Consider the following 25,811-nt stretch of genomic DNA (forward strand, 5'->3'; position numbering starts at 1 on the left):
TCCGGCGCCACGCTATGATCGTGACTCGAGTTGGCGCACGCGGTTTTTCAGGTCCTCAACCGCGCGCTGCAGGGTGTCCAGCCTGCCCTTGAGATCGGCGGAGACCGAGCTGGGAGCGGGGATGCTCCGGCCGGACACATCCCGCTCCAATTGCTGCACGCGGCGATTGAGGCTTTCGGTTTCGCGCTGGGCGAGTTCGGCGGTCTTGCGGACTTCGCGATAGTCGTCCAGCGTGGCGGCCGGTGCGGCCCGCCCGCGCTCCGTGGATGTGGCTTCGAGGCGCGCGACCCGTTGCGTGAGCTCGTCGTATTGCCGCCTGGAGTCCTTGATCGACTCCTGCAAGTGGCGCACGTTGTCGCTGGGGTATGGCCCGCTGGGCTGCCCGCTGGCCCGGGTCAGACCGCGCAGCCCCTCTTCGAGGATTCTGAGACGCTGTTCGATGGCCGGGCGCGTCGGGTTGCGCTCGGGCAGCGCGAGCGTCTGCTCGATCGCCTGCACCCGCCGCACAAGGTCCGCCCAACCCGGAGGCTCGGTTGGGTCGTCCGGCCGCGCCTGGACTGAGCTGGTCCAGACCAGGGGGAGCGCTATCGCAACGGCACCAACCAGCACCGCGCCGCCACGCAGCAAAGCCGTGTTCATGGTCGCAACCTCCTCGCGGAAGAAATGACGTTCTTTCCGGCGATCGGATTGTACCATACATGCGCGGGCGGAAGTCGCCGTGCATTGCGGGGACGGGGGAGCTCGACTCGAGTGGTTGAGGTGCGTTGCAGGAGAATTCTGCTTGCCGGGTACTCGCCGCGGCTTGCGCCGCAACGCGGCGACCACCGCCAGCGGTTGGGGGGCGACGCCGCCTGTCGGACCCTGCCTTCCGTTAGGACCGACCTCCCCTGTCGCTGGTCTGAATGAGACTTCTGGATGACGGCCCGGGGTCCGTTAGCCCACCGGCGTGGCGGTTCGGATTTCATCCCGCCGCCCGCCGGGGGCGCGGCACTTCCGAGCAGGCCCAACTTCGTCCAGATCCGCGCGGCCCGGAATGAGGGGGCCGGGCCGCGCGGAGTTCTCTGCGCTGTGTTGCAGCGCGCGGCCGCCGTTCAACCACGCCGCGCGCGGCGCGGATTGGGGCCCCACATCGCGTGCGGATCACGCCATTGCCACACCCAGGTCCGAGAATGCGTGCCGCTCCCGCGCCAACGCGAACAGGCGGTCGGGCATGCGGTCGCCGCTCGCCGCGCGTACGGTGGCGACACGCCTCTTGTTCGCGGCGGAACAGCCGATATAACCAGTGCAGATACCCGAAGGAGCATTTCGATGACACGCGTGATCACCCTCACACTGGTATTGCTTCTGGTCCTGGCCTTTCTCGCACTGCCCGGCGGTTGCCCGAATTCGACCGGCAACGACACCGGAACCACCGAGGACGATGGTTCGGGCGACTCGCACGACAGCACGAGCGGCGACACGACAGACGACGCCGCGGATGATGATCAGGACGACGGGGACGGCTCGACGGCGTGCGGGACCCGGACGGTGGACGTGCTCCCGCCTGCCGGGTACCTCAAGTACACGGTGGCGGCGGAGTTGGAGGCCGACCCGGCTGATTCAACGCTTGCGAGGGTCATTTTCCAGGCGGCGTTATGCCCGCAACAGCAGGGCGCGACGACAGCGCCGCTGTACCAGATCGATGCGGGCGGTTCCGTGGTGGCCATTTGGTCGCTGATCGACAGTGGGGATACGAAGGTCACTTACAGCACGGCGGTGACGGGGCAGCGATTTGTGATCGAGGATGGGTGCCTGCAAGCCGACTTCGAGCCGCCCGCGACCGAGGACGACCCGAACGATGTCGTCAATCCGCCGGAGAACGCCTGCGGACTGGGGACGATGCCGGTCTCGCGCGCGGGCATCGAGTGGGAGCCAACCGGGGAGTACATCTGCGTCGAAGTACACGCCACGTCCGCGTGCCGCGATTGCTGGGTGGCGGATGGCGTGTGGTACGAGACGATCGTGACTTCGGGATATTACGTGTCTCTGGGCACGCTGGACGGCATCACGCTATACGGTTGGGCCGCGGTGTGCGACCCGGATCACGAGGACGCCACCGGTACGATTACCACCGGCGACCGCGTCGACTTCACGTGGACCTACACGACTACGTACGAGGTCTCGGCCAGCCCGGCGGAATTGGGCTACACCGAGATCCAGTACGCGCCCTGAGCGGAGCCGAAGGAGGCGGCCGACACAGCGCCGCGCATCGCATCAAGGGAGAATGCGCCATGCGGGGGGAAAGGTGGCGATGGGATTCGAACCCATGAAAAACGGATTTGCAATCCGCTCCCTTAGTCCACTCGGGCACGCCACCTAACTGTGGCTGGACGCGGCCGCCAGGCGGGATCGCCCGGTCGATGCCCGTCCAGAACCCGTATTCTAAGCGGCGCCCCGCCGGTGGGGCAAGCGGAAGCGCTTATGGCTGCCCGACTTTCAGCGCCCGCTTGAGAATCTTCCCTGTCGGTCCGCGCGGCAACTCGGTCGCGATCGTGATCTGACGCGGCACCTTGTAGGCCGCCAGCCGCTCGCGGCAGAAGCCGCGCAACTCCGACTCGACCAGCGGCGCCGCGTCCGGCCGCGGAATCACGAACGCCACCGGCACCTCCCCGCGAATATCGTCCTGCAGGCCGACCACCGCCGCCTCCGCGACGCCGGGATGGTCGACGAGCACGCTTTCAATCTCGAACGGGAACACGTTTTCACCGCCGACGATCATCATTTCCTTCGCGCGGCCCGTGATGGACACATAGCCGTCCGCGTCGACGTGCCCGACGTCCCCGGTCCGCAGCGCACCGTCGCGGACGGTGGCCGCCGTGAGGTCAGGCTTGTTCAGGTAGCCCTGCATGACGCAGTGACCGCGCACGATGAGCTCACCCTCTTCCCCCGGCGGCAATGTTGCTCCGTGCGCATCCACCGCTACGACGGAAATGCCCGGCAGCGGCCGGCCGACCGTGCCCGCCCGGTACGCGCGTGGCGTGTTCAGCGTGATCACCGGCGAGGCCTCGGTCATGCCATAGCCCTCGTAGATGCGCTTGCCGTAGCGCTGCTCGAAGACCTGGGCGACGCGGGCCGGCAGCGGTTCGCCGCCACTCACCGGATGGGTCAGCGACGCGAACTGCTCTGCCCGGGCCTCCTTCATCGCCGCCAGGGCGCCGAACATGCTCGCGATCGTGATGAACACGGAGACGCCGCGCTCGGCGATCGTGTTGGCGACCGCGACGGGGCTGAAGCGCGGCAAATAGTGCACGGCCGCGCCCATGACCAGCGGGACGATCGTGGTCGCGGTCAACCCAAAGGCGTGAAACTGCGGGAGCAGGCCGAGGAAAACCTGGTCGGCGGACAGCTCGGCGGCGGCGATGCAGGCGCGGGCGTTTTGCGCCAAGTTGTCGAAGCTGAGGCAAACGCCCTTGGGATCGCCCGAGGTGCCCGACGTGTAGATCAACGCGCCGACGTCGGCTGGCGCCGCCGCCGGCGCCTGGCCCTCGCCCGGCACCAGCGTCTGCGCGCTCAGCGGCAGCAGCTTGAGTCCGGCCGCTGTCACCGTGGGCGCGAAGCGGTCGATGCTGACGATGAGGTCCAGGCCGGCGTCGCGGATGATTTTGCTCAACTCGGTTGGCGACAGCATGAAGTTCAGCGGGACGGGAACGCGGTTGGCGTACCAGCACGCGAAGACCGCGGCCGCGCACGCCGCCGAAGTTGGAGCGAGGATGCCGACGTGCGGCTGCGCGGTTTGCGCGGCGATCTGCGCGCCCAGGCCGCAAGCGACGGCGCGCAGGCTCTGGTAGTCGAGAGCGAGGGTTGGATCAGACGCCGCCGGCCGGGTGGCCCGGTTGGCGCAGTTACGTTCGAAGTCGTCGAGCAGCGGGTGCATAGGCGGCCCTTTCGTCCGAGTCGTGAGCAGCACGCTGTTGACTAGTCTACGGCGCAGGCGCGCTGTGGTGGCGGCATTCTGGCGGAAGTCATGGAGCGGAGCGAGCGGGCCGCGCTGGCAGAACCGCAAGCTTCCCGAACGGCGGGCGACCGGTGGCGGCACGGGGATGTGTGGCGAGCCGGGGTGGATGGATGCGATCGCGACCGTGTCCGCGCGTCCGCAATGTTCGGCCCGCCGATGGAGCCGGTGCGAACAACGTCTGTAAGATCATAAAAATTCTATACTTACGATCGCGCCATGGTGCCGGCGAGCGAATATTAACAATCTGGATTGTCTAATCTATTCTGCCGCCTACAGTCAATCAGCGCAGGTGACGAGCATGACGACCTCAGACGCACATCGCACGGTGCTCGGGTCATCCGCCCAGCGGGTGATCGACCTGCTCGTGCGCCGCGGGCCACACACGATGGCGCAGCTTGTCGCTGAGCTCGGCGTAACGACCACGGCGGTCCGACAGCAGGTCAATCGTCTGTTGGCGAACGGGTGGGTCACGCGGACACAGCGACGCCGCGGCCCCGGGCGACCCGCGGACGTGTTCGCAATCTCGGAGGAGGCACGCCGGCGGTTCGGCACCAACGCCGGCGAGCTGTCGCGTCTCTTGATCGAGGAAATCGTCGATGCCGAGGGACCCATGCGCGCGCGGATGCTGTTGCGGCGCGTCGGGCAGCGCATGGCGGAGAGTCAGCGGAGCGTCGTTGGCGAAGGGCCGCCGTTGGACCGTCTGCAGCGCCTGGCCGAGCTGCTGAGCCGTAATGGCATGACGGTCGCGGTCGAGCAGAGCGGTGAGGGCCTGAGGTTGATGGTGTTCACCTGTCCATTCGGTGGCCTGGCGACCGAGCATCCCGAAGTCTGCGACATGGAGCGCGAGGCGTTCAGCGCGCTACTCGGCGGGCCGGTGCAACTGCGACGGTGCGTGCAGAGCGGGTATGCACGTTGTGAATTTGGTGTGTCGGCGGAGCCGCCCGCGCCTGAACCACAGGCTTGAGCCGCGCACGGCGCGGATGGCTGAAGGAGCCATAGCGATGTCAACGACGGACGCGCTCGCCGCGTGGGAAAGATCGTCCTACAAGTACGGCTTCGTCACGGAGATCGAGGCCGACAGCGTCCCGCCGGGCTTGAGCGAGGACGTGATTCGGCTGATCTCCGCGAAGAAGCATGAGCCGGAGTGGCTGACCGAGTGGCGGCTGAAGGCCTATCGGCACTGGCTGACGATGACGGAGCCGCGCTGGCCGAACGTGCACTACCCGCCGATCGACTACCAGGCGATCAGCTACTACTCCGCGCCGCGGCAGCGAAAAGCACCACAGAGCCTGGCGGACGTGGACTCCAAGCTGTTGGAGACGTACGGCAAGCTCGGCATTCCGCTGGAAGAACAGAAGCTGCTCGCGGGCGTCGCGGTCGATGCGGTCTTCGACAGCGTGTCGGTGGCCACGACGTTCAAGGAGAAGCTTGCCGAGCTGGGCATCATCTTCTGCTCGTTCTCCGAGGCCGTGCAGAACCACCCTGAGCTGGTGCGCAAGTACCTCGGCTCGGTCGTGCCGTACTCGGACAACTTCTTCGCGACGCTGAATTCGGCGGTCTTCACGGACGGGTCGTTCGCGTACATCCCGCGGGGGGTGCGTTGTCCCATGGAGTTGTCCACGTATTTCCGCATCAACGCCGCCGCGACGGGGCAATTCGAGCGCACGCTGATCATCGCCGATGAGGGCAGCACGGTCAGCTATCTCGAAGGCTGCACGGCGCCGATGCGCGATGAGCACCAGTTGCACGCCGCGGTGGTCGAGCTGGTCGCGCTCGATGATGCGACGATCAAGTATTCGACGGTGCAGAACTGGTATCCGGGGGACGAGCAAGGTCGTGGCGGGATCTACAACTTTGTCACCAAGCGCGGCAAGTGCCTGGGGCGTAATTCGCGCATCGCGTGGACGCAGGTCGAGACGGGATCGGCGATCACGTGGAAGTATCCGAGCTGCATCCTGCTGGGCGACAACTCGGTGGGCGAGTTCTATTCCGTGGCCCTGACCAACCATCGGCAGCAGGCCGACACCGGCACAAAGATGATCCACATCGGCAAGAACACGCGCAGCTACATCGTGTCGAAGGGCATCTCGGCCGGGCGCGGGCAGAACACGTACCGCGGGCTGGTGAAGATCAACAAGGGCGCCGCGCACGCCCGCAATTTCACGCAATGCGACTCGATGCTGATCGGCGACCAGTGCGGCGCGCACACGTTCCCCTACATCGAGGTGCGCAACCACACGGCGCACATGGAGCATGAAGCGACAACGTCGAAGATCGGCGACGACCAGCTCTTCTACTGCAACCAGCGGGGGATTGCGACGGAGGACGCGGTCTCGCTGATCGTGAACGGGTTCTGCAAGGAGGTTTTTCGCGAGCTGCCGATGGAGTTCGCCGTGGAGGCCCAGAAGTTACTGGCCGTGAGCCTGGAAGGCAGTGTCGGCTAGCGGAGTATCAGACAACGGCGGTTGACGACCGCACCGAAACCAAGCGCCACGGTGTGTGTGGCGCCGGACTCGATTGAGAGCGCAAGCATGTTGGAAATCCGTAATCTGCACGTGTCCGTGGAGGGCCACGAAATCCTCAAGGGCATCGACCTGACGGTGCGCGCCGGGGAGGTGCACTCGATCATGGGGCCGAACGGCTCGGGCAAGAGCACCTTGGCGCAGGTGCTGGCGGGGCGTGACACCTACGAGGTCACCGCCGGCGAGATTCGTTATGACGGCCAGGACCTGCTCGGGCTGGCGCCGGAAGAGCGGGCCTGCGCGGGGCTCTTTCTGGCGTTCCAATACCCCGTGGAAATCCCCGGCGTGAGTACGAGCTACTTTCTGAAGTCCGCGCTCAACGCACAGCGCAAGCAGCGCGGCCAGCCGGAAGTCGACGCGCTCGAGTTCCTGACGCTGGTGAAGGACAAGCTGAAGCTGCTCGACATGGACGAGCGCCTGCTCAACCGCGCGCTGAACGAGGGGTTCTCCGGCGGCGAGAAGAAGCGCAACGAGACGCTGCAGATGGCGGTGCTGGAGCCGCGGCTGGCGATCCTGGACGAGACGGACTCGGGGCTGGACATCGACGCGCTGAAGATTGTCGCCGAGGGCGTCAACCGGCTGCGCAGCCCGGAGCGGGCCATCGTGGTCGTGACGCACTACCAGCGCCTGCTGAACTACATCGTGCCGGACTACGTCCACGTGCTGGTCGACGGACGCATCGTGCGCTCGGGCGACCGGCGCCTGGCGCTGGAGTTGGAAGAGAAGGGTTATGGCTGGCTCGCGCCCGAAGCCGAGCCGGCGACCGTGACTGGCTAGAGCAGGGAGCTGACAGGTGCCCCAGACCATGCGCGTTGGCGCGGAAAACTCGAGCCCGTTCGTGGCGGCCTGCGCGGCGCTGGAGCGCGACGTGGCGCGGGGGCCGGCGTGGTTGACGCCGGTCCGCAATGCGGCCATGGCGCGTTTCATGGAGCGCGGCCTGCCAACCGTGCTGGACGAAGACTGGCGTTACACGAACCTGGCGCCGCTGGCGCGCACCGCGTTCGGACGGGCCGAAGCGGACACCAACGACGTGGCCCCGGCGCAGCTCGCACCGTTCCTGCTCGAAGAGGCTGCCGCCGTGCTGGTGTTCGTGAACGGCCGGTATGCGCCGCGGCTTTCGCGCAGGACGCCGACTCCGGGCGTGCAAGTCGCGAGTCTGGCCACGTTGTTGCGCGAGACGCCTGACGTCCTGGAGCCGCAGTTGGCGCGTCACGCGGACCACCACGCCCAGGCGCTGGTGGCGCTGAATACGGCGCTGTTTGCCGACGGCGCGTATGTGGCGATCGCGCCGCAGAGCGTCATCATGCAGCCGATTCACTTGCTGTACGTCAAACAGCCGGGCGCGCAGCCCGCCGCGAGCCATCCGCGCAGCCTGGTCGTCGCCGGGGCGCACAGCCAGGCCACGATCGTGGAGAGCTACGTCGGACTGGGGACAGGCGTCTCGCTCACCAACGCAGTCACGGAGATCGTGGCGGACGAAAGCGCCGTGGTGGACCACTACAAGGTGCAGCGCGAGCTGGAGACGGCCTATCACCTCGGCACGCTGCAGATTCACCAGCAGCGCGCCACGCAGGTCGCATCGCACTGTCTGTCGTTCGGCGGGGCACTGGTGCGGCACGACATCCGGACCGTGCTGGCCGGCCAAGGCGGCGACTGCACGCTGAACGGGCTGTTCAGCGTCCACGCGGACCAGCACGTCGACAACGCCCTGCGAGTCGAGCACGCCGCGCCGCACTGCAATAGCCGTGAGTTCTTCCGCGGCATCCTCGACGGTCGCGGGCGCGGCGCGTTCACCGGGCGGATCGTCGTGCGGCCCGCCGCGCAGCGCACCGACGCCAAGCAGACCAATATGAACCTGCTGCTGTCGGGCGAAGCGCAGATCGACACGAAGCCGCAACTCGAAATTCTCGCCAACGACGTCAAGTGCACGCACGGGGCCACCATCGGCCAGCTTGACGCGGACGCACTGTTCTACCTGCAGACGCGCGGCATCGCGGCACCGGCGGCGCGCAGCCTGCTGACGTATGCGTTCGCGGCCGAAAGCCTGGCGCAGATCAAGATCGAATCGCTGCGCCGGCAACTGCACGCGGTGCTCGTGGCGCGGTTGCCGGGCGGAGACGCTTTCCGGGAACTCGCATGACCACGGCGGCCACACGTGCGCCGGGGGCCTGCTCGCCGCCCGGCAGTTTTGATCCCGAGCGCGCGCGGGCCGATTTCCCCGCGCTCGCGCAGCTCATGCACGGCCGGCCGCTTGTATACCTCGATAACGCCGCGACGACGCAGAAGCCGCGGGCCGTGATCGACGCACTGCGGCACTACTACGAAGCCGACAACGCGAACATCCATCGTGGCGTCCACGCGCTCAGCGTCCGCGCGACGCAGGCGCACGAGCGGGCGCGGGCGGCGGTGCAGGGCTTCATCGGCGCCGCGCGCCCCGAGGAGATCATCTTTGTCCACGGCACGACCGAGGCGATCAACCTGGTCGCGCAGACCTACGGCCGGATGCAGCTCGGGCTCGGCGACGAGATTCTCATCACCGGGATGGAGCACCATTCGAACATCGTGCCGTGGCAGATGCTCGCCGCGCAGACCGGCGCACGGCTGCGGGTCGTGCCGCTGAACGAGCGCGGCGCGCTCGAGCTGGACGCGTATGCCCGGCTGCTTGGCCCGGCCACGCGGCTCGTGGCCCTCGCGCACGTTTCGAACGCGCTGGGGACGATCAATCCGGTCGCGGAGATGATCGCGCTGGCACATGCCCGGGAGATCCCGGTGCTCGTGGACGGCGCGCAGGCCGTGCCGCACATGCGCGTGGACGTCCGCCAGCTCGACGCCGACTTCTACGCCTTCTCCGGCCACAAGCTGTTCGGGCCGACCGGCATCGGCGTGCTCTACGGCAAGCGCGACCTGCTCGAAACGCTGCCGCCGTACCAGGGCGGCGGCGACATGATCCGCTCGGTCACATTCGAGCACACCACGTACAATGATCTGCCGTATCGGTTCGAGGCGGGGACGCCGAACATTGCAGGCGCGATCGGCCTGGGTGCGGCGATCGACTATCTCAGCGCGCTCGACCTCGACGCCGTGCAGCGCCACGAGGTCGACCTGTTGGCGTACGCGACCGAAGCCCTGACCGCCCTGCCGCAGGTGCGGCTGATCGGCACGGCCGACCATAAGACGGCGGTGCTGTCGTTCGTCATCGAGGGCGTGCATCCCCATGATGCGGGGACGATCCTCGACCAGGTGGGTGTCGCGCTCCGCACCGGGCACCACTGTGCCCAGCCGGTCATGGCACATTTCGGCGTGCCGGCGACGTGCCGCGCGTCGCTGGCGCTCTACAACACGCGCGCGGACATTGATGCGCTGGTCGCCGGCGTGCGGCACGTGTGCGAGGTGTTCAAAGCATGACCGAGCTGTCGGACCTCTACCAGGAGATGATCCTCGACCACTATCGGCGACCCCGGAACCACCACGCGCTCGCGGGCGCGGACCACATGGCCGAGGGGCACAATCCGCTGTGCGGCGATCACGTTACGATCTTCCTGAAGCTCAGGGACAACATCGTCGAAGAGGTCACGTTCGAGGGCGGCGGCTGCGCGATTTCCACGGCGTCGGCGTCGCTCATGACGGAAATGCTCAAGGGGAAAACGCTGGAGGCGGCGAAGGCGCTGTTCACGCGTTTTCACCAGTTGGTGACCGGCGAGGTGCGCGAAGCGACGGACGCAGCCGGCCTTGGTAAGCTCGAAGTGTTCTCCGGCCTGTGCCAGTATCCGGCCCGCGTGAAGTGCGCGACGCTGGCCTGGCACACGTTTGCGGCCGCGCTGGAGAACGCGGGCGGCGTGGTATCCACCGAATGAGGACGAGCGCATGAGCGCAGCAGAACCAGCGGAACTGCACCGGCAGGTGGTCGCCACGCTGCGCACCCTGCATGACCCCGAGCTGCCGGTGAACATCTACGACCTGGGGCTCATCTACCAGCTCGATGTGTCGCCCGCTGGCGCCGTGGCCGTGCGTATGACGCTGACGACGCCGGCGTGCCCGGTAGCGCGCGTGCTACCCGGGCAGGTGGAGACGAAGTTGAAGGCGCTACCGGGCGTCACCGATGTCAAGGTCGAGTTGGTGTGGGATCCGCCGTGGTCGCGCGAGCGCCTGTCGCCGGAGGCGCGTCTGCAGCTCGGGCTGGATGACCCGGGGCGGCACCGCCGGCGGTTCGTTTCCGGTGCTTCTTTGTTGCGGCGTAAAGACGGCGCGGGAGATTGATGGCATGCCCGAGTATCTCACGGTCGCGCGGGCCAAGGACGTTCCACCCGGCAAGGCCCTGACAGTCGATGTCGAGGGCCTGCGGATCGCGGTCTTCAACATCAACGGCACGTACTACGCGATTGCCGACACCTGTCCGCATGCAGGCGCATCGCTCGCGGAAGGTGACGTGGACGGCTGCACGGTGGAATGCCCGCTGCACAGCGCGCGGTTTGACCTGGAGAGCGGCGCCGTGCTCAGTCCGCCGGCCGAGCGGAACGTGGCTGCGTACCAGGTGCGCGTGGCGGGGGATGAGCTGCAGATTCAGGTTGGTTGACGTGCCGCGATCTGCTCAGGTTTCAAGCAGGCCGAAGATGCGCTGTGCCCACGCGGGGGTCTGCTCCGCCGCGGCGCGCAGATGCCGCCGGCGCGTGAAGTAGTAGACGGACATGCCGCCCTGGACGGCAATGCTCAGCGTCATCACCAGGCCATAGAACGCATACGTGACGGTCGGAGCCCAGCGCTCGATCTCCCGCTCGACGTCCGCCTGCAGCTCGGGCAGTTGTGCGAGCTGGGTCTGCACGTCGCTGGACTTCCATTGCGCGCTAAGCTCCGTCTTGGAGAACGTGAGCATCTGCACGCTGCAATACCCGACGATCAGCAGCAGGAAGGCGAGCTGGTTGCAGCCGAGGAAGCGCGCGGCCGAGAGGTCCGCGCGGCGCATGCGGCGCGCGCCCATGTATTCGAGCACGCCGAGTATGCCGATCCCCGTGACCACGCCCGCACCGAGCCAGCTTGGATACAGCACGACCAGGGGCACGCTGGCTGCGGCGATCACCAGCATGCTCATCGCCGAGCCGCGCGCCGTCCGCGCTGCCCGCTGCACCGGTCGTCGCGCCGCCACCGCCGCGCGCAGCGCGTGAAAGTGCGCTTCGCTGAGCGGCGAGACCGGCTCGGCCGGCGTCAATGGCCGGGCGGTTGGCGCGACGCGCCCGACAGGTACACCACGCGGCGGCGGATTCATAGTGCTCCAATCCGCTGGGCAGCAGCGCCCAGTCCTACGTGCTGGCGACCTCCGCCAGGCACGCGCCCAGACAATCCACCAGGAAATCCACGTCCGCCTTGGTGACGCACATCGGCGGCGCCAGGCGGATTGTATTCCAATAGCAGCCGGACTTCGCAACCAGCAGGCCGCGCTGCCGGGCCAGCTCGACCACGCGCTTCGTCTCCGCCGTCGCGGGCTCACGCGTTTGCCGATCCTTGACCAGCTCGACCGCCAGCAGCAACCCCAGGCCGCGGACCTCGCCGATCAGGGCGTGCCGCTCCTGCAGGGCGAGCAACTCGTTCTTGAAGTATGCACCCACGTCGCGGGCCCGATCCTGAATGCGCTCTTCGTCGATCACCTCCAGCGTCGCCAGGCCGCTCGTCACCGAGATCGGATTGCCGCCGAACGTGTTGAAGTGCAGCTTCTGCTTCATGCTGGCGGCGATTTCCGGGCGCGTCGTGACGGCGGAGAGCGGGGCGCCGTTGCCGATGCCCTTCGCCATCGTGACCATGTCCGGCACAACACCGAAGTTCTCGAAGCCCCAGAAGTGCGCGCCCGTGCGGCCCCAGCCGGCCTGGACCTCGTCCGCGATGCAGATGCCGCCGTGTCGCCGGACGATGTCGTAGGCGATCTGGAAATACTCCGGCGGCGGCACGATGACGCCGCCAACACCCTGGATCGGCTCGGCGATGAAGCACGCCACCTTGCCGGCGGTCTCATAGCGAATCACGTCCTCGATGGCCCGGGCACATTTCACGTTGCAGGCCGGATAGCTCTGCCCGTACGGGCAGCGGTAGCAGTAGCCCGGCTCGCAGTATTTCACGTTCAGGCCGGCGTCGGCGGGGTATTTCCAGTCGCTGATGGCGGTCAGGCGCATCGTCGCGCAGGTCCCGCCGTGATAGCCGTTTCGCAGGCAGAGGATTTCATCGTGCTGCGTGAACAGGCGGGCCATGAGGATGGCGTACTCGTTGGCCTCGCTGCCGGAGTTGCCGAAGTAGGTCTGGGTGAGGCCGGAGCCGGGGGGCATGTGGCGGGCCAGCTCGCGGGCGTAAAGCGCGATCGTCGGGTGCAGGTAGATCGTCGTTGTGTGCACGAGCCGGCCGACCTGTTCGCGCACGCGGGCGGTGACTTTCGGGTGGCAGTGCCCCACGGAGATGCTGACGATCCCGCCGGCGGCGTCGAGGTATTGCCGGCCCTGCTCGTCCCACACGTATTGCATGTGCCCTTCGACGATGCACAGCGGCTCGTCGTAGTACAGCACCAGGCCGGGGTTCAGGTATTCGCGGCGCAGCGCGAGGATTTCCTCGCGCGTGGGGCCACTGTAGGGCATGGGCCGCTGCGGGCTTTCCGGCAGGGGCACGGGCGTAGCACCCGGTCGCTCGACAAACGACATCGGCTCTCCTCCAGATCGGGCAGCCTGTGCATCCTGGGCCGCCGCATGGCGTACATACTAAGGCCTGCGGGCCGGCGTTGCTCGCGCTGCGCCCGCGGCGTAGAGTGCCGGGGGCGGGCTGGCTTGGCCGGCCGGATGGAAAGGAACCGCGATGCGGGCGGACGTGATGGGAAACGACGGGTGGCGGCCGACCACGCTGGATCCGGAGCGGCAACGCCGCCGGTGCGTGCTGACGGGGGTTGGCCTGCTGGCGCTCGGCGGCGCGCTGGTGCTGCTCGGTGGCTGCGCCGCCCATCCGAAGGGGCCGCACGGTCCAGCGTGCTCACTTATCGAGGACGCGTCGCACATCATCGAGTATCCCAGCCAGCGGCACAGGATTCTGAAGCGCGTCGCGGACATGCCGGAGTTGACGACGCACGAGCAGATCTATCTCGTCAACGCGGCCTTCGCGGTCGGCTACAGCTCGGACAAGGCCGAGACGTTGACCCGGCTGATCAAGAACCCGTGCTGCACGGAGGAGACCCGGCAGCACATCCGCAAGATGCTGAAGCTCTCCCGGATGAAGGGTCGCGACCAGCGCCGGGTGGTCGAGGCGCTGGACAATTTCCCCGAGCCGGGCGAGTCCAAACGCGCCAAGCCCGAGCGGGCACCGTAGAGTGGCGCCTCAGAGCCAATCCCACACAGGTGGTACAGGCCAATGTATGGCATAGGCCAACGGATGGTATGGGCATCTTGCCCGTTCCTCCGACGGGCGGGACGCCCGTACCACCCACGCGGCCGAGCTGGAGCTTCGACATCCCGTTGGATTCCAGCCCCTTGCGGACCCTGGTCCGGTCGTCTCATATAAACGCCCGCGGACCGTGCGCGGGACGCGCCCGGCGGGCTTGGCGCCCGCCAGCGCAGGAGAATCCGCCCGAGCCGACTATACTCCCTCGTATGTTTGCGTCCGATCCGCCGGCGGCGGCGAAAAAACTCCCCGGCCGAAATCAACCGCCTGCCCATTTGCGCCGTAAGCATGACATGGGGCTGTAGCGCCCGGACGGAATCCGAAAGAAGCACCTTGGCCGATAAGTAAGCAGAACATGAAACAGACCAAGACTGTCATCCACGTACATACGAACTACTCCTTCGACTCCAACACCTCGCCCGAGGACCTCATCGCGACGGCCCGCGCGGCCGGCGTCGGCTGCGTCGCGGTCACCGATCACGACGAGATCGCCGGGGCCGTGGCGGCCCGCGCGCTGGGCGGCGGCGTCCGCATCATCGTGGGCGAGGAAATCACCACCACCGAGGGCCACGTGATCGGCCTCTTTCTCGACGAGCGCATCCCGCCGGGATTGACGCCCGAGGAAACCGCGCAACGCATCCGCGCGCAGGGCGGGCTCGTGCTGGCGGCACACCCCTTCGCGACGCTTTGTCAACACAGCCTGAACCACGCCGCCATGGACCGCCTGCTGCCCTGGCTGGATGCCGTCGAGGTGTGCAACGCGCAAAACCTGCTCTGGTGGGAGAGCGGCTGGGCCCGGCGGTACGCGGCCAAGCACGGGTTGACGCCGTTCGTCGGTGACGACGCCCACATTCGCGGGCACCTGGCGGCGTGCCACCAGCTCATGCCGGCGTTCGACGGGCCGGCAGATTTCCTGAGCGCGCTGCGGCAGGCGGAACTGCACACGGGCTGGTTTGCGCCGGATTACTACCTGGCGATGGGCCTGCAACACACCTGGATCAACCTGCTCGGCATGTCGCTGGCTGGGTTTGGCGTAAACGCTCCCGGCGGCCAAGCGGCACGCGCTGACGAGCAGCCCACAACCAAGCCGGCCTTTGCGCTGGCAACCGGCTCGGAATCCACGCCCGGCGGCGAAAAGCGTGCCTGACGCCTGCTTGTCGCGCGCCGCATAGGTTTGTACTTTTACGCGGTCTGAATCCGGACTTCGGGTCGGTCCAGGAACACGGTCGCCACTCCGATCCGAATCCGGCGTTCACCAACCCGAGGACAGCAGCCATGCGAGAGAACCGGGGACTGCCACCGGCATCGGAGACATTTGGTTCGTTGACCTTCGCCGGCGAGGTGATGCGCAAGCACCTGCCGGAAGACGTGTACCGCAATCTGCGCCTCACGATGGAGCGCGGCCTGCCGCTCGATCCGGCGATCGCGAATGCGGTCGCGGCGGCGATGCAGAAATGGGCGCTGGAGCACGGCGCGACGCACTACACGCACTGGTTCCAACCGCTGACCGGCTCGACCGCGGAGAAGCACGACGCGTTCTTGAGCCCGAACGGCATGGGCAGCGCGATCGAGCGTTTCTCGGGCGATCAGCTCACGCAGGGTGAGCCGGACGCCAGTTCATTCCCGTCGGGTGGCATCCGCGAGACGTTTGAAGCCCGCGGCTACACCGCGTGGGACCCGACGAGCCCGGCGTTCATCTTCAAGACGGGCGACTCGCCGACACTGTGCATTCCGACGGCGTTCGTGGCGTGGACGGGCGAGGCGCTGGACAAGAAGACGCCGCTGCTGCGGTCGATCCAGGCCGTCAGCGAACAGGCGCTGCGGATCCTGCGTATCTTCGGCACCGATGCCGGGGTCTCGCAGGTCATCACGACCATCGGTTGCGAGCAGGAATATTTCCTGGTGGACCGCTCGTTCTACGAGCGGCGCGAGGACCTGCGGCTGTGCGGGCGGACGCTCATCGGAGCGCCCGCCGCGAAGGGCCACCAGCTCGACGATCACTATTTCGGTGCGATCCCCGAACGCGTGATGGCCTTCATGAACGAGGTCGAGCGCCGGCTGTACGAGCTGGGCGTGCCGGTGAAGACGCGCCATAACGAGGTTGCGCCGAACCAGTACGAGTTTGCGCCGGTGTTCGAGAACGCCAACGTCGCCGGCGATCACCAGATGCTGACCATGCAGATGCTGCGGACGGTGGCCGAGCGGCACGGGTTCGTCTGCCTGCTGCACGAGAAGCCCTTCGCCGGCGTCAACGGCTCGGGCAAGCACAACAACTGGTCGCTGGCGACCGACACGGGCGTGAATCTGCTCGACCCGCACGACGAGACGCACACGAACATGCAGTTCCTGGTGTTCCTGACGGCGGTGATCCGGGCCGTCGATCTGCACGCCGACCTGCTGCGGGCCTCGATTGCCAGCGCGGCGAACGACCACCGGCTAGGCGCCAATGAGGCGCCGCCAGCGATCATCTCGATCTACCTCGGCGACATGTTGAGCGACATCCTGGACCAGCTCGAGCGCGGGGAGACGCGCGGCACGAAGAAGGGCGGCCGGCTGAACCTTGGCGCCCGCACGCTGCCGCAGATTCCGCGGCACAGCGGCGACCGCAACCGCACCAGCCCGTTCGCGTTCACCGGCAACAAGTTCGAGTTCCGCGCGGTCGGGTCCGGGGCGGCGATCGCCTGGCCCAACACGGTGCTCAACACGATCGTGGCCGAGTCGCTCGATTTCATGGCCACCGACCTTGAGAAGCGCATCGGCCGCAACCGCAGCGCTGCGAAGCTGGAGTCTGCGGTCAAGACGCTGCTTAAGGACGTCGTGAAGAAACACCGCCGCATCGTGTTTGACGGCGACAACTACAGCGCCGAGTGGCATCGCGAGGCGGCGCGGCGCGGCCTGCCGAACCTGCCCACCACGCCCGATGCCTTCCCGGCGCTCGCCACGCGCAAGGCCCAGACGCTGTTCTCTCGCTACGGCGTACTCAGCAAGCGTGAGCTGCAGGCGCGCGTGGACGTGAACTTCGAGAAGTACAACCGCGTCGTCGGAATCGAGGCCCGCACGCTTGTATCCATGCTGAAGCGCGAGGTGCTGCCGGCCGCGCTGCGTTTCCAGGGTGAGCTCGGCCAGGCAGCGTCCGCCACCGCCGCGGCGGGCGTGGCGTGCTCGGACACCAAGGCGCAGCTCAAGGCCGTTGTCGACCTCGTCGCCCAGTTGCGCGCAGCCATCGCGGCCGTCGAGAAGGCGGAAACCCAGAACTTCGAGTCCAGTGAGAAACACGCCCGGCATATTCGCGACAAGCTGCTGCCCGCGATGGTCGAGGCCCGGCGCGTGTCCGATACGCTGGAGGAACTCATCCCCGACGACGTATGGCCGCTGCCACGCTACGCGGAAATGCTGTTCGTCAGGTAAAACGCCTGCCGGTAAGCAAGGTGGGCCGCGTACACTGCCCCCGGGCGGCAATCTGGTACGGCGGTGTGCGCGTCATGAATTCGCACTCTAAGCATCGGACAAGCGATATTCGGCTCGCGATCTCGCGCGATGCTGCCCGGGGCACTCGGCGCAATCCAAGTCGCAACTCTTTCAATCGCAAAGCGAAACATATCGTCTGGGCACCCAGCGCGTTCGAGGAGATTTCGGTTGACCCAGGTAACGGGGGGCGCTAGAATAATGATAGATGCTTTGGCCACGAAGCATTTGACACCCCCTCATCCATCCGAAGGAGGTGCCGTGATGGCCGATCTGACACTGCCGCAAGCCACGTCTGCGGCCAAGACTCCACGGGGCGTGAAGTACATCCGCTCGCTCGACCACGTGCCCAACATACTGCCCGCGGAGCGCGCCAAGTTGCGCCAAGTGGCCGAACGCTACGCTTTCCGGGCCAACGACTATTACCTCCGCCTGATCGACTGGGACGACCCCGCCGACCCCATCCGACAGCTCATCATTCCGCGGAGCGAGGAACTCGACGACTGGGGCAAGCTTGACGCCAGCAACGAGGCCGCGGTGACCGTTTCGCGCGGCGTGCAACACAAGTACCCACACACGGTCCTGCTGTTGTGCAACGAGGTCTGCGGCGCGTATTGCCGCTACTGCTTCCGCAAGCGCCTGTTTATGGACGGGAACGCGGAGACGACCAACGACGTCTCGGCGGGGATTCGCTATGTCGCCGAGCATCCGGAAGTCACGAACGTGCTACTCACCGGCGGCGACCCGCTGCTGATGAGCACGCGCCGCCTCCGCGAGATCATCACGGCCCTGCGGGCGATCCCCCACCTGCGCATTATCCGCATCGGGTCGAAGATGCCGGCGTTCGATCCGTGGCGACTGCTGCGCGACCCCGACCTGCAGGACTTGCTGCGCACGCACTCCACGCCCCAGAGGCGCATCTACCTCATGGCCCACTTTGACCATCCCCGCGAGCTCACGGACGCGGCGGTTGACGGCTTGGACTGCTTTATCCGCTGCGGCGTGATTTGCGTGAACCAATGCCCGCTGATCAAGGGCATCAACGACGACCCGATCGTGCTGTCCAACCTGTTTCGCAAGCTCTCCTGGGTGGGCTGCCCCCCCTACTACCTGTTCCAGGGCCGGCCGACCGCGGGCAACGCGCCGTACGAAGTGCCGATCGTCCGGGGCTGGCACATCTTCCGGGAGGCCCTGCGCCACGGTTCCGGGCTCGCCCGCCGGGCGCGCTACGTGATGTCGCACGAAAGCGGAAAGATCGAAATCCTGGCGGTGGATGAACGATACGTTTACCTGCGGTATCATCGGGCGAAGGACGCCGCCAACCGCGGTCAGTTCATGATCTACCAGCGCAACGACCAGGCGTACTGGTTTGATCAACTGGAGCCGGCTGCCGGCACGGATGCGCCGCGCGTTCCGGCCGAAGTGCTGGGCGCGGTGTGGGACGGGCCGGAGTAGGCGGTAGCGCACGGTGCGTCGCCGCCAGTCACGTGGCGCATGTTCGCGATCCGACACATCCTGCTGCCCACGGATTTCTCGCCACTGGCGCGGCGCGCGGCAACCGTGGCGCGCGTCCTGGCAGAGACCCACCAGGCGACGCTGCACGTGGTGCACGTGCTGGAACCGGCGGCGCGCGAGCCCGTGCTCGTCCCGGAAGGCGGGGTGGTCTTGCCCCAGGAGAACCCCAGCGAGACCGCGCAACCGGCGTTGGAGACGTTCGTGCGCGAGGGCCTCGCGGACCTGCGCACGCCCCTGGTCGCCAAGCTGCTGCTGGGCGCCGCGGACCTGGAGATCACGCGCTACGCCGGCGAGATTCCGGTGGACCTGATCGTCATCGGCACGCACGGGCGTGGTATCATGCGGCGCATTCTGCTCGGATCCATCAGCAAGAATGTCCTCGAGCACGCGACGTGCCCGGTGCTGATGGTCCCGCCGGCGGCGGAGACGTAAGCCCGGCGGCCCCGGGCGAGGTCCACCCTTGCGCGGGAAACGGCTAGGCGCGGCGGCATGAACACCACGAAACACGTCAGTCTCAATCTCAATGTACGCGGTCTGGGCCTGTCGGCGACGCTGGCCATCCAGGCCAAGTGCCGTGAACTCCGGCGCGCGAATCGACGCATTTACGATTTCGGGCTGGGCCAGTCACCCTTCCCGGTGCCCCAGCCGGTGGTGGAGGCGCTGCGGCTGGCGGCGCCGCAAAAGGACTACCTGCCAGTGCGCGGACTGCCGGCCCTGCGCGAAGCGGTGGCCGAATTCCACCGGCGGAAGGACCAGTTGGACACACACCCCGACCGCGTCCTGGTCGGTCCCGGCTCGAAGGAGCTGATGTTCCTCGTGCAACTGGTCTACTATGGTGAAATCCTGCTGACGCCGCCATGCTGGGTCACGTACTGGCCGCAGGCGCGCATCCTGGGGCGGCGCATCAGCCGGATCCACACGAGCTTCGAAGCCGGCTGGAAGATCAGCGCCGAGCAGTTGCTCCGTTCGCTCGAGCTGATCCACGACGATCGCCGCCCGCGGCTGCTGGTGCTGAACTACCCGAGCAATCCGACGGGCGGCACCTACACGGCCGATGAGCTGCGGGAGCTTGCCGAGATCGCGCGGCGCTTCGAGCTGATCGTGCTCTCGGACGAGATTTACGGGCAACTGCACTTCAGCGGCGAGCACGTGTCGATCGCACGCTTCTACCCGGAGGGCACGATCGTCAGCTCGGGGCTCTCGAAGTGGTGCGGGGCCGGCGGCTGGCGGCTGGGGACGTTCACGTTTCCCGCGGAGCTCGACTGGCTGGCCGACGCGATGGCGAGCGTCGCGAGCGAGACGTACACGTCCGTGTGTGCTCCCGTGCAGTTCGCCGCGGTGGAAGCGTTTCGCGGCGGGACCGAGATCGAGCGCTACCTGTTCCACGCGCGGCGCATTCTGGCGGCACTGGGGATGCGCTGCGCGGCCACGCTGACCGCCGCCGGCCTGCGCGTCCACCCGCCGGCGGGTGCGTTTTACCTGTTTCCGGATTTCAGCCCGCTGGCGGAGAGGCTGGCCGCGCGCGGCGTAACCGACGGCAAGACCCTCTGCGATCGTCTGCTGGACGAGGCCGGGGTCGCGGCCCTGCCGGGCGTCGCTTTCGGCCGGTCACGCGGCGAGTTGACCGCCCGCCTGGCCTACGTCGATTTTGATGGGGCCGCAGCGCTGGCGCTGGCCGAGGGGTATCCGCCGGACCAACCGCTGCCCGAAAGCCTTATTCAGCAAGTGGGCGAGAACGTGCTGGCGGGGGTGGAGTGTCTGGCCGCGTGGGTCGGGCAGGCGCGCTGACGACCGGTGCGGTCAACCCTGGTGATTGGTGCAGTTGGCGATCACGGTGCCGGCGAGGCGGGACTTGGCGTATTCGGCGACTTCCTGGCAAGTCTGCTCCAGACGGGCACGGGCCGTTTCCTTGCTCGCGGCGACGTTGCGCAACAGCAGGTCGCCGTTGATCGGCCCTTCGATCGCCTCGACGATCTCGAGCAGTGAGATCTCCTGGGGCGGCTTGCGGAGCACAAAACCGCCGGCCGGCCCGCGTTCGCTGCTGAGAATCTGCGCCCGCACGAGCTGCTGCAGAATCTTCAGCAGGTGTCCCGGCGGGATCCCGCACGCCTCGGCGATATCCCGCCCCTGAATGGGCGCCCCCGTGGCGTTCTCCGCCAAGTGCGTGGTAGCAAACACCGCGTAAGCTGCTGCCCGGCCAAGTCGCATAGTTCACCTCGTCGGCGCACCCGGAACCAATCGGGACCGGGACTCTCGGGCTCGCGAAACGCGGGAGCCGGCCGGCTGCCTGTCCGAGCCATGCTCACCCACCTCCCGAGCGCGCCCGGCCCGTGCGCGTCATTGAGCCGCACCAGGCCGGGCGCCATCTGACCATGAAGGACGCCGCCGGCCCAGTCGGGGGCGTGAGCGTCCGTGAACGGGGCGAGGCCCGAATTCCTCTGACTCCAACTGGAAGTATAGCGCCCGGAACTTCTTCGGCCAGTTTTCGCGCCGCAGCCCTGGCGGGGACGCCTCGGGCCCCGCGGCGGACACCGCAGCGGGCACGCATGCGAATGGAGCGGGTGGCGACCGCGACCTGAGACCAGCGTGCCGACCCCATCGCCGGGCGCGGGCTCAGTGCAGTTCGGGAATAAAGGCGCGCTCCGCTGTAAGCAGCTCCTCGGCCATCCGCTGGATCTCGGCCGGCGCGCAGACCGCCGCGGTAAGCGGGTCGAGCAGCAACGCGTGAATCGCCGCTGCCTTGCTGCCCTCGACGACCGCGGTCGCCGCGAGATCAAACATCGCCATGTTCGCCCGGCAGAGGGCGGCCAGTTGTGGTGGCAGCGGACCGAAGCGCGTCGGGTGGATTCCGGTACGATCGACGACGCAGGCAACCTCGACGCAGCCGTCCGCGGGCAGATTCGCGATGAGGCCGCGGTTCAGGACGTTCCCGTGGATGACGAACGGCACGTGCGTCTCGCGCGCGGCGATGATGTACGACGCGTACTCCAGGCTGCGCTCGGTCTTCAGTTCCTCCTCGCCGGCGAGGAGCCGCTGCCGGGCGGCATCGCACTCCTGCCGCCAGCGGGGCCAGTTGTCGGCGTAGAAGCTCTCCTGCCCCAGATAGCCCGACCGGCAGTACTGGCCGATGAGGTCGCGCCGCTTGCGATAGTACGGCACGTACTCGGAGAAGTGGCCGCTGGACTCGGTGACGAACGCGCCGAAGTGCAGCATCGTGTCAAATCGCACCGGGTCGCGCTCCCAGAGCTGTGGATCATCCTGCACGCGGCGGCACAGCGCCGGATAGAGGTCCACGCCGCGATGCCGCAGTGTCGTGAACCACGACATGTGGTTGATCCCACCGCACGCCCATTCCAACTCGTCGTACGGGACCTGCACATAGTCAGCGAGCTGCCGGCTGCTGCCCTGCACTGAGTGACACAGCCCGACCACGCGCTGCGCGGAGGCCCGCGCCGCAACCAGACACATGATGCTCATCGGGTTCGTGTAGTTGAGCACCCACGCGGTGGGGCAGAGTTCGCTGCAATCACGCAGCACGTTCAGCCAGACCGGCCCGGTCCGCAGCGCCTTCATCAATCCCCCGGGGCCGATCGTGTCGCCGATGCACTGCGACACGCCGTACTTCAGCGGGATGTCGTTGTCCCAGCGCACCGTCTCGACGCCGGACACCTCGATGCAGTTGATCACGTAGTCCGCGCCGCCCAAGGCGCTGCGGCGGTCGGTCGTGGCGGAGACGTGCCAGCGCCCGCCGCCGACGCGCTCCGCGATGCGCTGCACGAGCCGGAAGGCCGGGTCCAGCCGGGCGGCGTCGATATCGACCAGCCGGAACTCACCGCCGTCGATCCCGGGCGCGAGCATGACATCGGTGCATAACGGGCGGGTGAACCCGCTGCCGGCCCCCAGGAAACAGATGTTCGGCATGCTTTGCTCCAGCACAGCTTGAACGCAGGTAGCAGTCTACGGCACTCGTCCCAGTGAAGCGAGCTGGGGCCGCGAGCGCCATTTCCGAGGCGCTTCGGCCGACCGCGGCGGTACAATTCGCGGCATGGCGGGTGACGAGTCTGCGCACGCCCCGAGGGTGGCCTGCGATGCCATGTGCGGCGGGCTGGCGCGCTGGCTGCGCGTACTCGGCGTCGACAGCAGCTACACGCCGGGGATCGATGACGGCGACCTCGTCGCCCACGCCCTGGCCGAGCACCGCATCGTGCTGTCCTCCGACGGGAAGCTCTTTGAGCGGCGGGTGTTTGCGACCGGCGCGCTGCGCGGGGTTCGCCTGCCGGTCGGGCTCAAGCTGCTCGACCAGGTGCGGTTTGTCGTCCGTGAGTTGCAGATCCAGCCTGAATTCCCCCGCTGCACGCTGTGCAATGGCGAGCTGGACGCCATCGGTCGAGAGGAGGTGGCGGACGTCGTCCCGGCCCGGAGCCTGATCTGGACAACGGAGTTCTACCGCTGCCGCGCCTGCCGACACGTGTTCTGGGAAGGCACGCATTGGCGCCGCATCCGGGCCGTGCGGGACCGGATCGCTGGCGACGGAAGGAGCTTGACGTCCGAGGCCGCCTCCAGCGACAATAGCCTATAGCACAACAGGAAGGGTCTATGTATGAATCTGGATACCATATATTGTGGTGACTCAATCAAGCTGCTCAACGGTTGGCCGGAGGGCAGCGTGGATCTCGTCTTCGCCGACCCGCCGTTCAACATTGGCTACGTTTACGACAATTACACGGACGACATGCCCAACGCGGAGTACGTGGAGTGGTCGCGGCAGTGGATGGCGGCGTGCCAGCGCATTCTGAAGGCAGACGGATCGGTTTATATTGCGATCGGCGACGACTTCGCGGCCGAGATTCGTGTGCTGGGCCGGCAACTCGGGCTGCACCTGCGCAACTGGATCATCTGGCACTACACGTTCGGCCAGAATGCCCGGACGAAGTTCAGCCGGGCGCACACACACATCTTCTACTTCACGAAGGACGCCAAGCAGTTCACGTTTAACGACCGTCTGCTGCGCTTCCCCAGCGCCCGGCACACGGAGTACCAGGATTTGCGGGCCGATCCGCTAGGTCGGCTGCCCGACGATGTCTGGGACGAGTTCCCGCGCGTCTGCGGCACGTTCAAGGAACGCGCCGGGTTCCACGGCTGCCAGATGCCCGAGGCCCTGCTCATGCGGATCGTGATGGCCAGCAGCCGGCCCGGCGAGATCGTCCTCGACCCCTTCAACGGTAGCGGCACGACCGCCGCGGCCGCGAAACGCCTGGGCCGGCGGTACGTCGGCATCGACCTCTCGCCCGAGTATGTGAAGCATTCGCAGGCGCGACTGGCCGCCGTGATTGACGAGAGCGTCGCGCGGCCGCACGACGGGCAGTGGCCGCCGCTGCATACCGAGTTCCTGCTCCAGCTTTACCGCGAGACCAAAGTCAGCCTGGCCAACCTGCTGCCCAACGAGGTGGCCCTGCGCGTGATCGCCGCCGGCTTGAGCGAGCGCGCGGGCGTGCAGTACGCGGTCGCGGATGTGCGGGCGGAGTTCGAGCGGCTGGCCGGTACAAAGGTCATGCCCAAGCTGCCGAACGACACCCCATTCGTGGCCCGCAACCACGTGACCACGGAGGGGAAGCGCTACGACCGCAAGATCGGCCGCGTCCGGAACCGCCGGAAGTCTACAAGAACCGACAACGGTCAATTCCTGCTGGCGATGTAGCGTTGGCGGCCTCCAGCCGGAATAATGGTGCGCCAACGGAGGTCGGCTCATGGCAGACTACGACGACTATGATGCGAACGGCTTGAACGGGGGCCGGTTGGCGGCGGCGGCGATGGCCGTCGGCGGCGGCCTGTGCGCCGTCATCACGACGCTCTGGTCGCTGGCGCGCTTCTGGGAACTGAGCCGCCAGGCACAACCGCTCCCCGCGCTGTCCGAGTTCCTGGGCACGGCGGCCCTGTTGCTGGTGGGTTGGGCGCTGGGGCTGCTCTTGTGGGGCGGCGCCGAGTTGCTCCGGCGGCTGGAGGCGCTCCGCGAGGCGTTGCGCACGACAACCCGCGGCAGCGCGAATGCGGGCCTCGCGGACAGTCTGCTGCGGGGCCGGGCGGCCGACGCGCACAGCGAGCAGCAGGCCCACATGCTCGAGGAGCTTGTGCACCTGACGCGCGAGCTGCGCGACATCGAGCTGCTGAGCGAGTCCGAGCGCGCCGCGCGCCTGGCGCATGAGTCCGCGGAGCTCGTCCGGCAACTGGAACACGACGTGCCCGTGCTGCTGCGCGAGCACAATCTCCACGAGGCGCAGCAGCGCCTGCAACGTGCTCGCCGCCGTTTCCCGTCGCTGCCCAACTGGGACGCGCTGGAGAAGCAGATCGAGCAGGCGCGGGCCAAGTTCGAATCGCACGACCTCAACGTGGCGACGCGCGAGGTCGAGGACCTGGCGGCGCTGGGGGCCTGGGACCGCGCCGTCGAAATCGTCCGCACGTTGCGCCAGCGACACCCCACGTCGGAAAAGGTGGCCGAATTGACGAAACGCATCGCCATCGCCCGCGACAAGGCCACCGCGGAGGAGCGGGCCCGCCTCATGTCGCAGGCCCAGGCCGCGAGCAGCCGCCGCGACTGGTCGGAGGCGCTGCGCCTGGTGGAGGCGCTGCTGGCGCGGTTCCCCGGCTCGGCCGAAGCGCAGGAACTCCGCACCCAGCTCCCGACGCTGAAAACCAACGCCGAGATTCAGAAGCGGCAGGAGATGGAGAACGCGATTCGCGACCTGGTGCGGCAACAGCACTTCACCGAGGCCCTGCGGATCGCCCACGAGCTGGTGAACAGCTATCCGGACTCGCCGCAGGCCCACGCCTTGCGTGAACAAATTCCCCGCCTGGAGCAACGCGCTGCCGAACTTGCGCGCCCATAGCGCCCGCGCCGCGCGGCCGCTAGCACGTGT

22 protein-coding genes, 1 tRNA gene and 2 pseudogenes are annotated in these 25,811 nt (G+C 67.3%); 18 read left to right on the forward strand and 7 right to left on the reverse strand.

Going from position 1 to position 25,811, the window contains the following annotated elements:
• Positions 1-12: 12 nt before the first annotated feature.
• Positions 13-639 (reverse strand): hypothetical protein, encoded by a 627-nt coding sequence (locus KA383_07265; protein MBP7745919.1) that lies wholly within the window; start codon positions 637-639, stop codon positions 13-15.
• A gap of 669 nt (positions 640-1,308) precedes the next feature.
• On the opposite strand from KA383_07265, the gene KA383_07270 reads away from it, so the two are divergent.
• Positions 1,309-2,211: a hypothetical protein gene (locus KA383_07270; protein MBP7745920.1), complete on the forward strand. Its 903-nt coding sequence runs from the start codon at positions 1,309-1,311 to the stop codon at positions 2,209-2,211.
• Between the two features lie 71 nt (positions 2,212-2,282).
• Here KA383_07270 and KA383_07275 read toward each other — a convergent pair.
• Positions 2,283-2,356: transfer RNA gene (locus KA383_07275), tRNA-Cys, on the reverse strand.
• 102 nt (positions 2,357-2,458) lie between these two features.
• Positions 2,459-3,913, reverse strand: coding sequence for an AMP-binding protein (locus KA383_07280; GenBank protein MBP7745921.1), 1,455 nt, complete (start codon positions 3,911-3,913; stop codon positions 2,459-2,461).
• Positions 3,914-4,292: 379 nt separating this feature from the next.
• Between KA383_07280 and KA383_07285 the strand changes: the two genes are divergently transcribed.
• The 8 genes from KA383_07285 to KA383_07320 all read left to right on the forward strand — a co-directional run bounded on the left by KA383_07285 (position 4,293) and on the right by KA383_07320 (position 11,089).
• Positions 4,293-4,958, forward strand: coding sequence for a MarR family transcriptional regulator (locus KA383_07285; GenBank protein MBP7745922.1), 666 nt, complete (start codon positions 4,293-4,295; stop codon positions 4,956-4,958).
• 37 nt (positions 4,959-4,995) lie between these two features.
• Positions 4,996-6,438 (forward strand): Fe-S cluster assembly protein SufB, encoded by a 1,443-nt coding sequence (sufB, locus tag KA383_07290; GenBank protein ID MBP7745923.1) that lies wholly within the window; start codon positions 4,996-4,998, stop codon positions 6,436-6,438.
• A gap of 87 nt (positions 6,439-6,525) precedes the next feature.
• A complete protein-coding gene (gene sufC / locus KA383_07295) occupies positions 6,526-7,293 on the forward strand; it encodes a Fe-S cluster assembly ATPase SufC (GenBank protein MBP7745924.1) in 768 nt (255 codons plus the stop codon).
• Between the two features lie 16 nt (positions 7,294-7,309).
• A complete protein-coding gene (gene sufD, locus KA383_07300) occupies positions 7,310-8,656 on the forward strand; it encodes a Fe-S cluster assembly protein SufD (GenBank protein MBP7745925.1) in 1,347 nt (448 codons plus the stop codon).
• On the forward strand, positions 8,653-9,921 hold the full coding sequence (locus KA383_07305) for a cysteine desulfurase (GenBank protein MBP7745926.1): 1,269 nt from the start codon (positions 8,653-8,655) through the stop codon (positions 9,919-9,921). The genes sufD and KA383_07305 overlap by 4 nt, the downstream gene beginning before the upstream one ends.
• Complete coding sequence (locus KA383_07310) at positions 9,918-10,370, forward strand: SUF system NifU family Fe-S cluster assembly protein (GenBank protein MBP7745927.1); 453 nt, start codon at positions 9,918-9,920, stop codon at positions 10,368-10,370. The genes KA383_07305 and KA383_07310 overlap by 4 nt, the downstream gene beginning before the upstream one ends.
• A 10-nt stretch (positions 10,371-10,380) precedes the next feature.
• Positions 10,381-10,773, forward strand: a complete 393-nt coding sequence (locus tag KA383_07315; GenBank protein MBP7745928.1) for a DUF59 domain-containing protein — start codon at positions 10,381-10,383, stop codon at positions 10,771-10,773.
• Positions 10,774-10,777: 4 nt separating this feature from the next.
• Positions 10,778-11,089: a non-heme iron oxygenase ferredoxin subunit gene (locus KA383_07320; protein ID MBP7745929.1), complete on the forward strand. Its 312-nt coding sequence runs from the start codon at positions 10,778-10,780 to the stop codon at positions 11,087-11,089.
• 15 nt (positions 11,090-11,104) lie between these two features.
• Here the strand turns inward: KA383_07320 and KA383_07325 are convergent, their stop codons facing one another.
• Both KA383_07325 and KA383_07330 read right to left on the reverse strand, forming a co-directional pair.
• Positions 11,105-11,776, reverse strand: a complete 672-nt coding sequence (locus KA383_07325; protein MBP7745930.1) for a hypothetical protein — start codon at positions 11,774-11,776, stop codon at positions 11,105-11,107.
• 34 nt (positions 11,777-11,810) lie between these two features.
• Positions 11,811-13,190 (reverse strand): aspartate aminotransferase family protein, encoded by a 1,380-nt coding sequence (locus KA383_07330; protein ID MBP7745931.1) that lies wholly within the window; start codon positions 13,188-13,190, stop codon positions 11,811-11,813.
• Between the two features lie 151 nt (positions 13,191-13,341).
• Between KA383_07330 and KA383_07335 the strand changes: the two genes are divergently transcribed.
• The 6 genes and pseudogenes from KA383_07335 (at position 13,342) to KA383_07360 (ending at position 20,685) form a co-directional block, all read left to right on the forward strand.
• The gene (locus tag KA383_07335; GenBank protein ID MBP7745932.1) at positions 13,342-13,845 is read left to right on the forward strand and encodes a hypothetical protein; all 504 of its coding nucleotides are present in this window, start codon (positions 13,342-13,344) and stop codon (positions 13,843-13,845) included.
• 427 nt (positions 13,846-14,272) lie between these two features.
• Positions 14,273-15,064, forward strand: a complete 792-nt coding sequence (locus KA383_07340) for a PHP domain-containing protein (protein MBP7745933.1) — start codon at positions 14,273-14,275, stop codon at positions 15,062-15,064.
• A 48-nt stretch (positions 15,065-15,112) separates the two neighbouring features.
• A pseudogene (locus tag KA383_07345) lies at positions 15,113-17,325 on the forward strand (glutamine synthetase III).
• A 321-nt stretch (positions 17,326-17,646) separates the two neighbouring features.
• The gene (locus KA383_07350) at positions 17,647-18,837 is read left to right on the forward strand and encodes a 4Fe-4S cluster-binding domain-containing protein (protein ID MBP7745934.1); all 1,191 of its coding nucleotides are present in this window, start codon (positions 17,647-17,649) and stop codon (positions 18,835-18,837) included.
• A gap of 39 nt (positions 18,838-18,876) precedes the next feature.
• A complete protein-coding gene (locus KA383_07355; protein MBP7745935.1) occupies positions 18,877-19,329 on the forward strand; it encodes a universal stress protein in 453 nt (150 codons plus the stop codon).
• Positions 19,330-19,386: 57 nt separating this feature from the next.
• The gene (locus KA383_07360) at positions 19,387-20,685 is read left to right on the forward strand and encodes an aminotransferase class I/II-fold pyridoxal phosphate-dependent enzyme (GenBank protein MBP7745936.1); all 1,299 of its coding nucleotides are present in this window, start codon (positions 19,387-19,389) and stop codon (positions 20,683-20,685) included.
• Between the two features lie 12 nt (positions 20,686-20,697).
• On the opposite strand, the gene KA383_07365 is transcribed toward KA383_07360, so the two are convergent.
• Together KA383_07365 and KA383_07370 are read right to left on the reverse strand one after the other, a co-directional pair.
• The gene (locus KA383_07365; protein MBP7745937.1) at positions 20,698-21,075 is read right to left on the reverse strand and encodes an Rrf2 family transcriptional regulator; all 378 of its coding nucleotides are present in this window, start codon (positions 21,073-21,075) and stop codon (positions 20,698-20,700) included.
• Between the two features lie 435 nt (positions 21,076-21,510).
• Positions 21,511-22,818 (reverse strand): alpha-glucosidase/alpha-galactosidase, encoded by a 1,308-nt coding sequence (locus tag KA383_07370; protein MBP7745938.1) that lies wholly within the window; start codon positions 22,816-22,818, stop codon positions 21,511-21,513.
• 124 nt (positions 22,819-22,942) lie between these two features.
• On the opposite strand from KA383_07370, the gene KA383_07375 reads away from it, so the two are divergent.
• From KA383_07375 to KA383_07385, 3 genes and pseudogenes are all read left to right on the forward strand, one after another.
• Positions 22,943-23,476, forward strand: coding sequence for a Mut7-C RNAse domain-containing protein (locus tag KA383_07375; protein MBP7745939.1), 534 nt, complete (start codon positions 22,943-22,945; stop codon positions 23,474-23,476).
• A gap of 21 nt (positions 23,477-23,497) precedes the next feature.
• Positions 23,498-24,217, forward strand: a pseudogene (locus tag KA383_07380) (site-specific DNA-methyltransferase).
• A gap of 427 nt (positions 24,218-24,644) precedes the next feature.
• Complete coding sequence (locus KA383_07385) at positions 24,645-25,781, forward strand: hypothetical protein (protein MBP7745940.1); 1,137 nt, start codon at positions 24,645-24,647, stop codon at positions 25,779-25,781.
• Positions 25,782-25,811: the final 30 nt, after the last annotated feature.

It is taken from the genome of Phycisphaerae bacterium (assembly GCA_017999985.1).
Taxonomy (GTDB): Bacteria; Planctomycetota; Phycisphaerae; order UBA1845; family Fen-1342; genus JAGNKU01.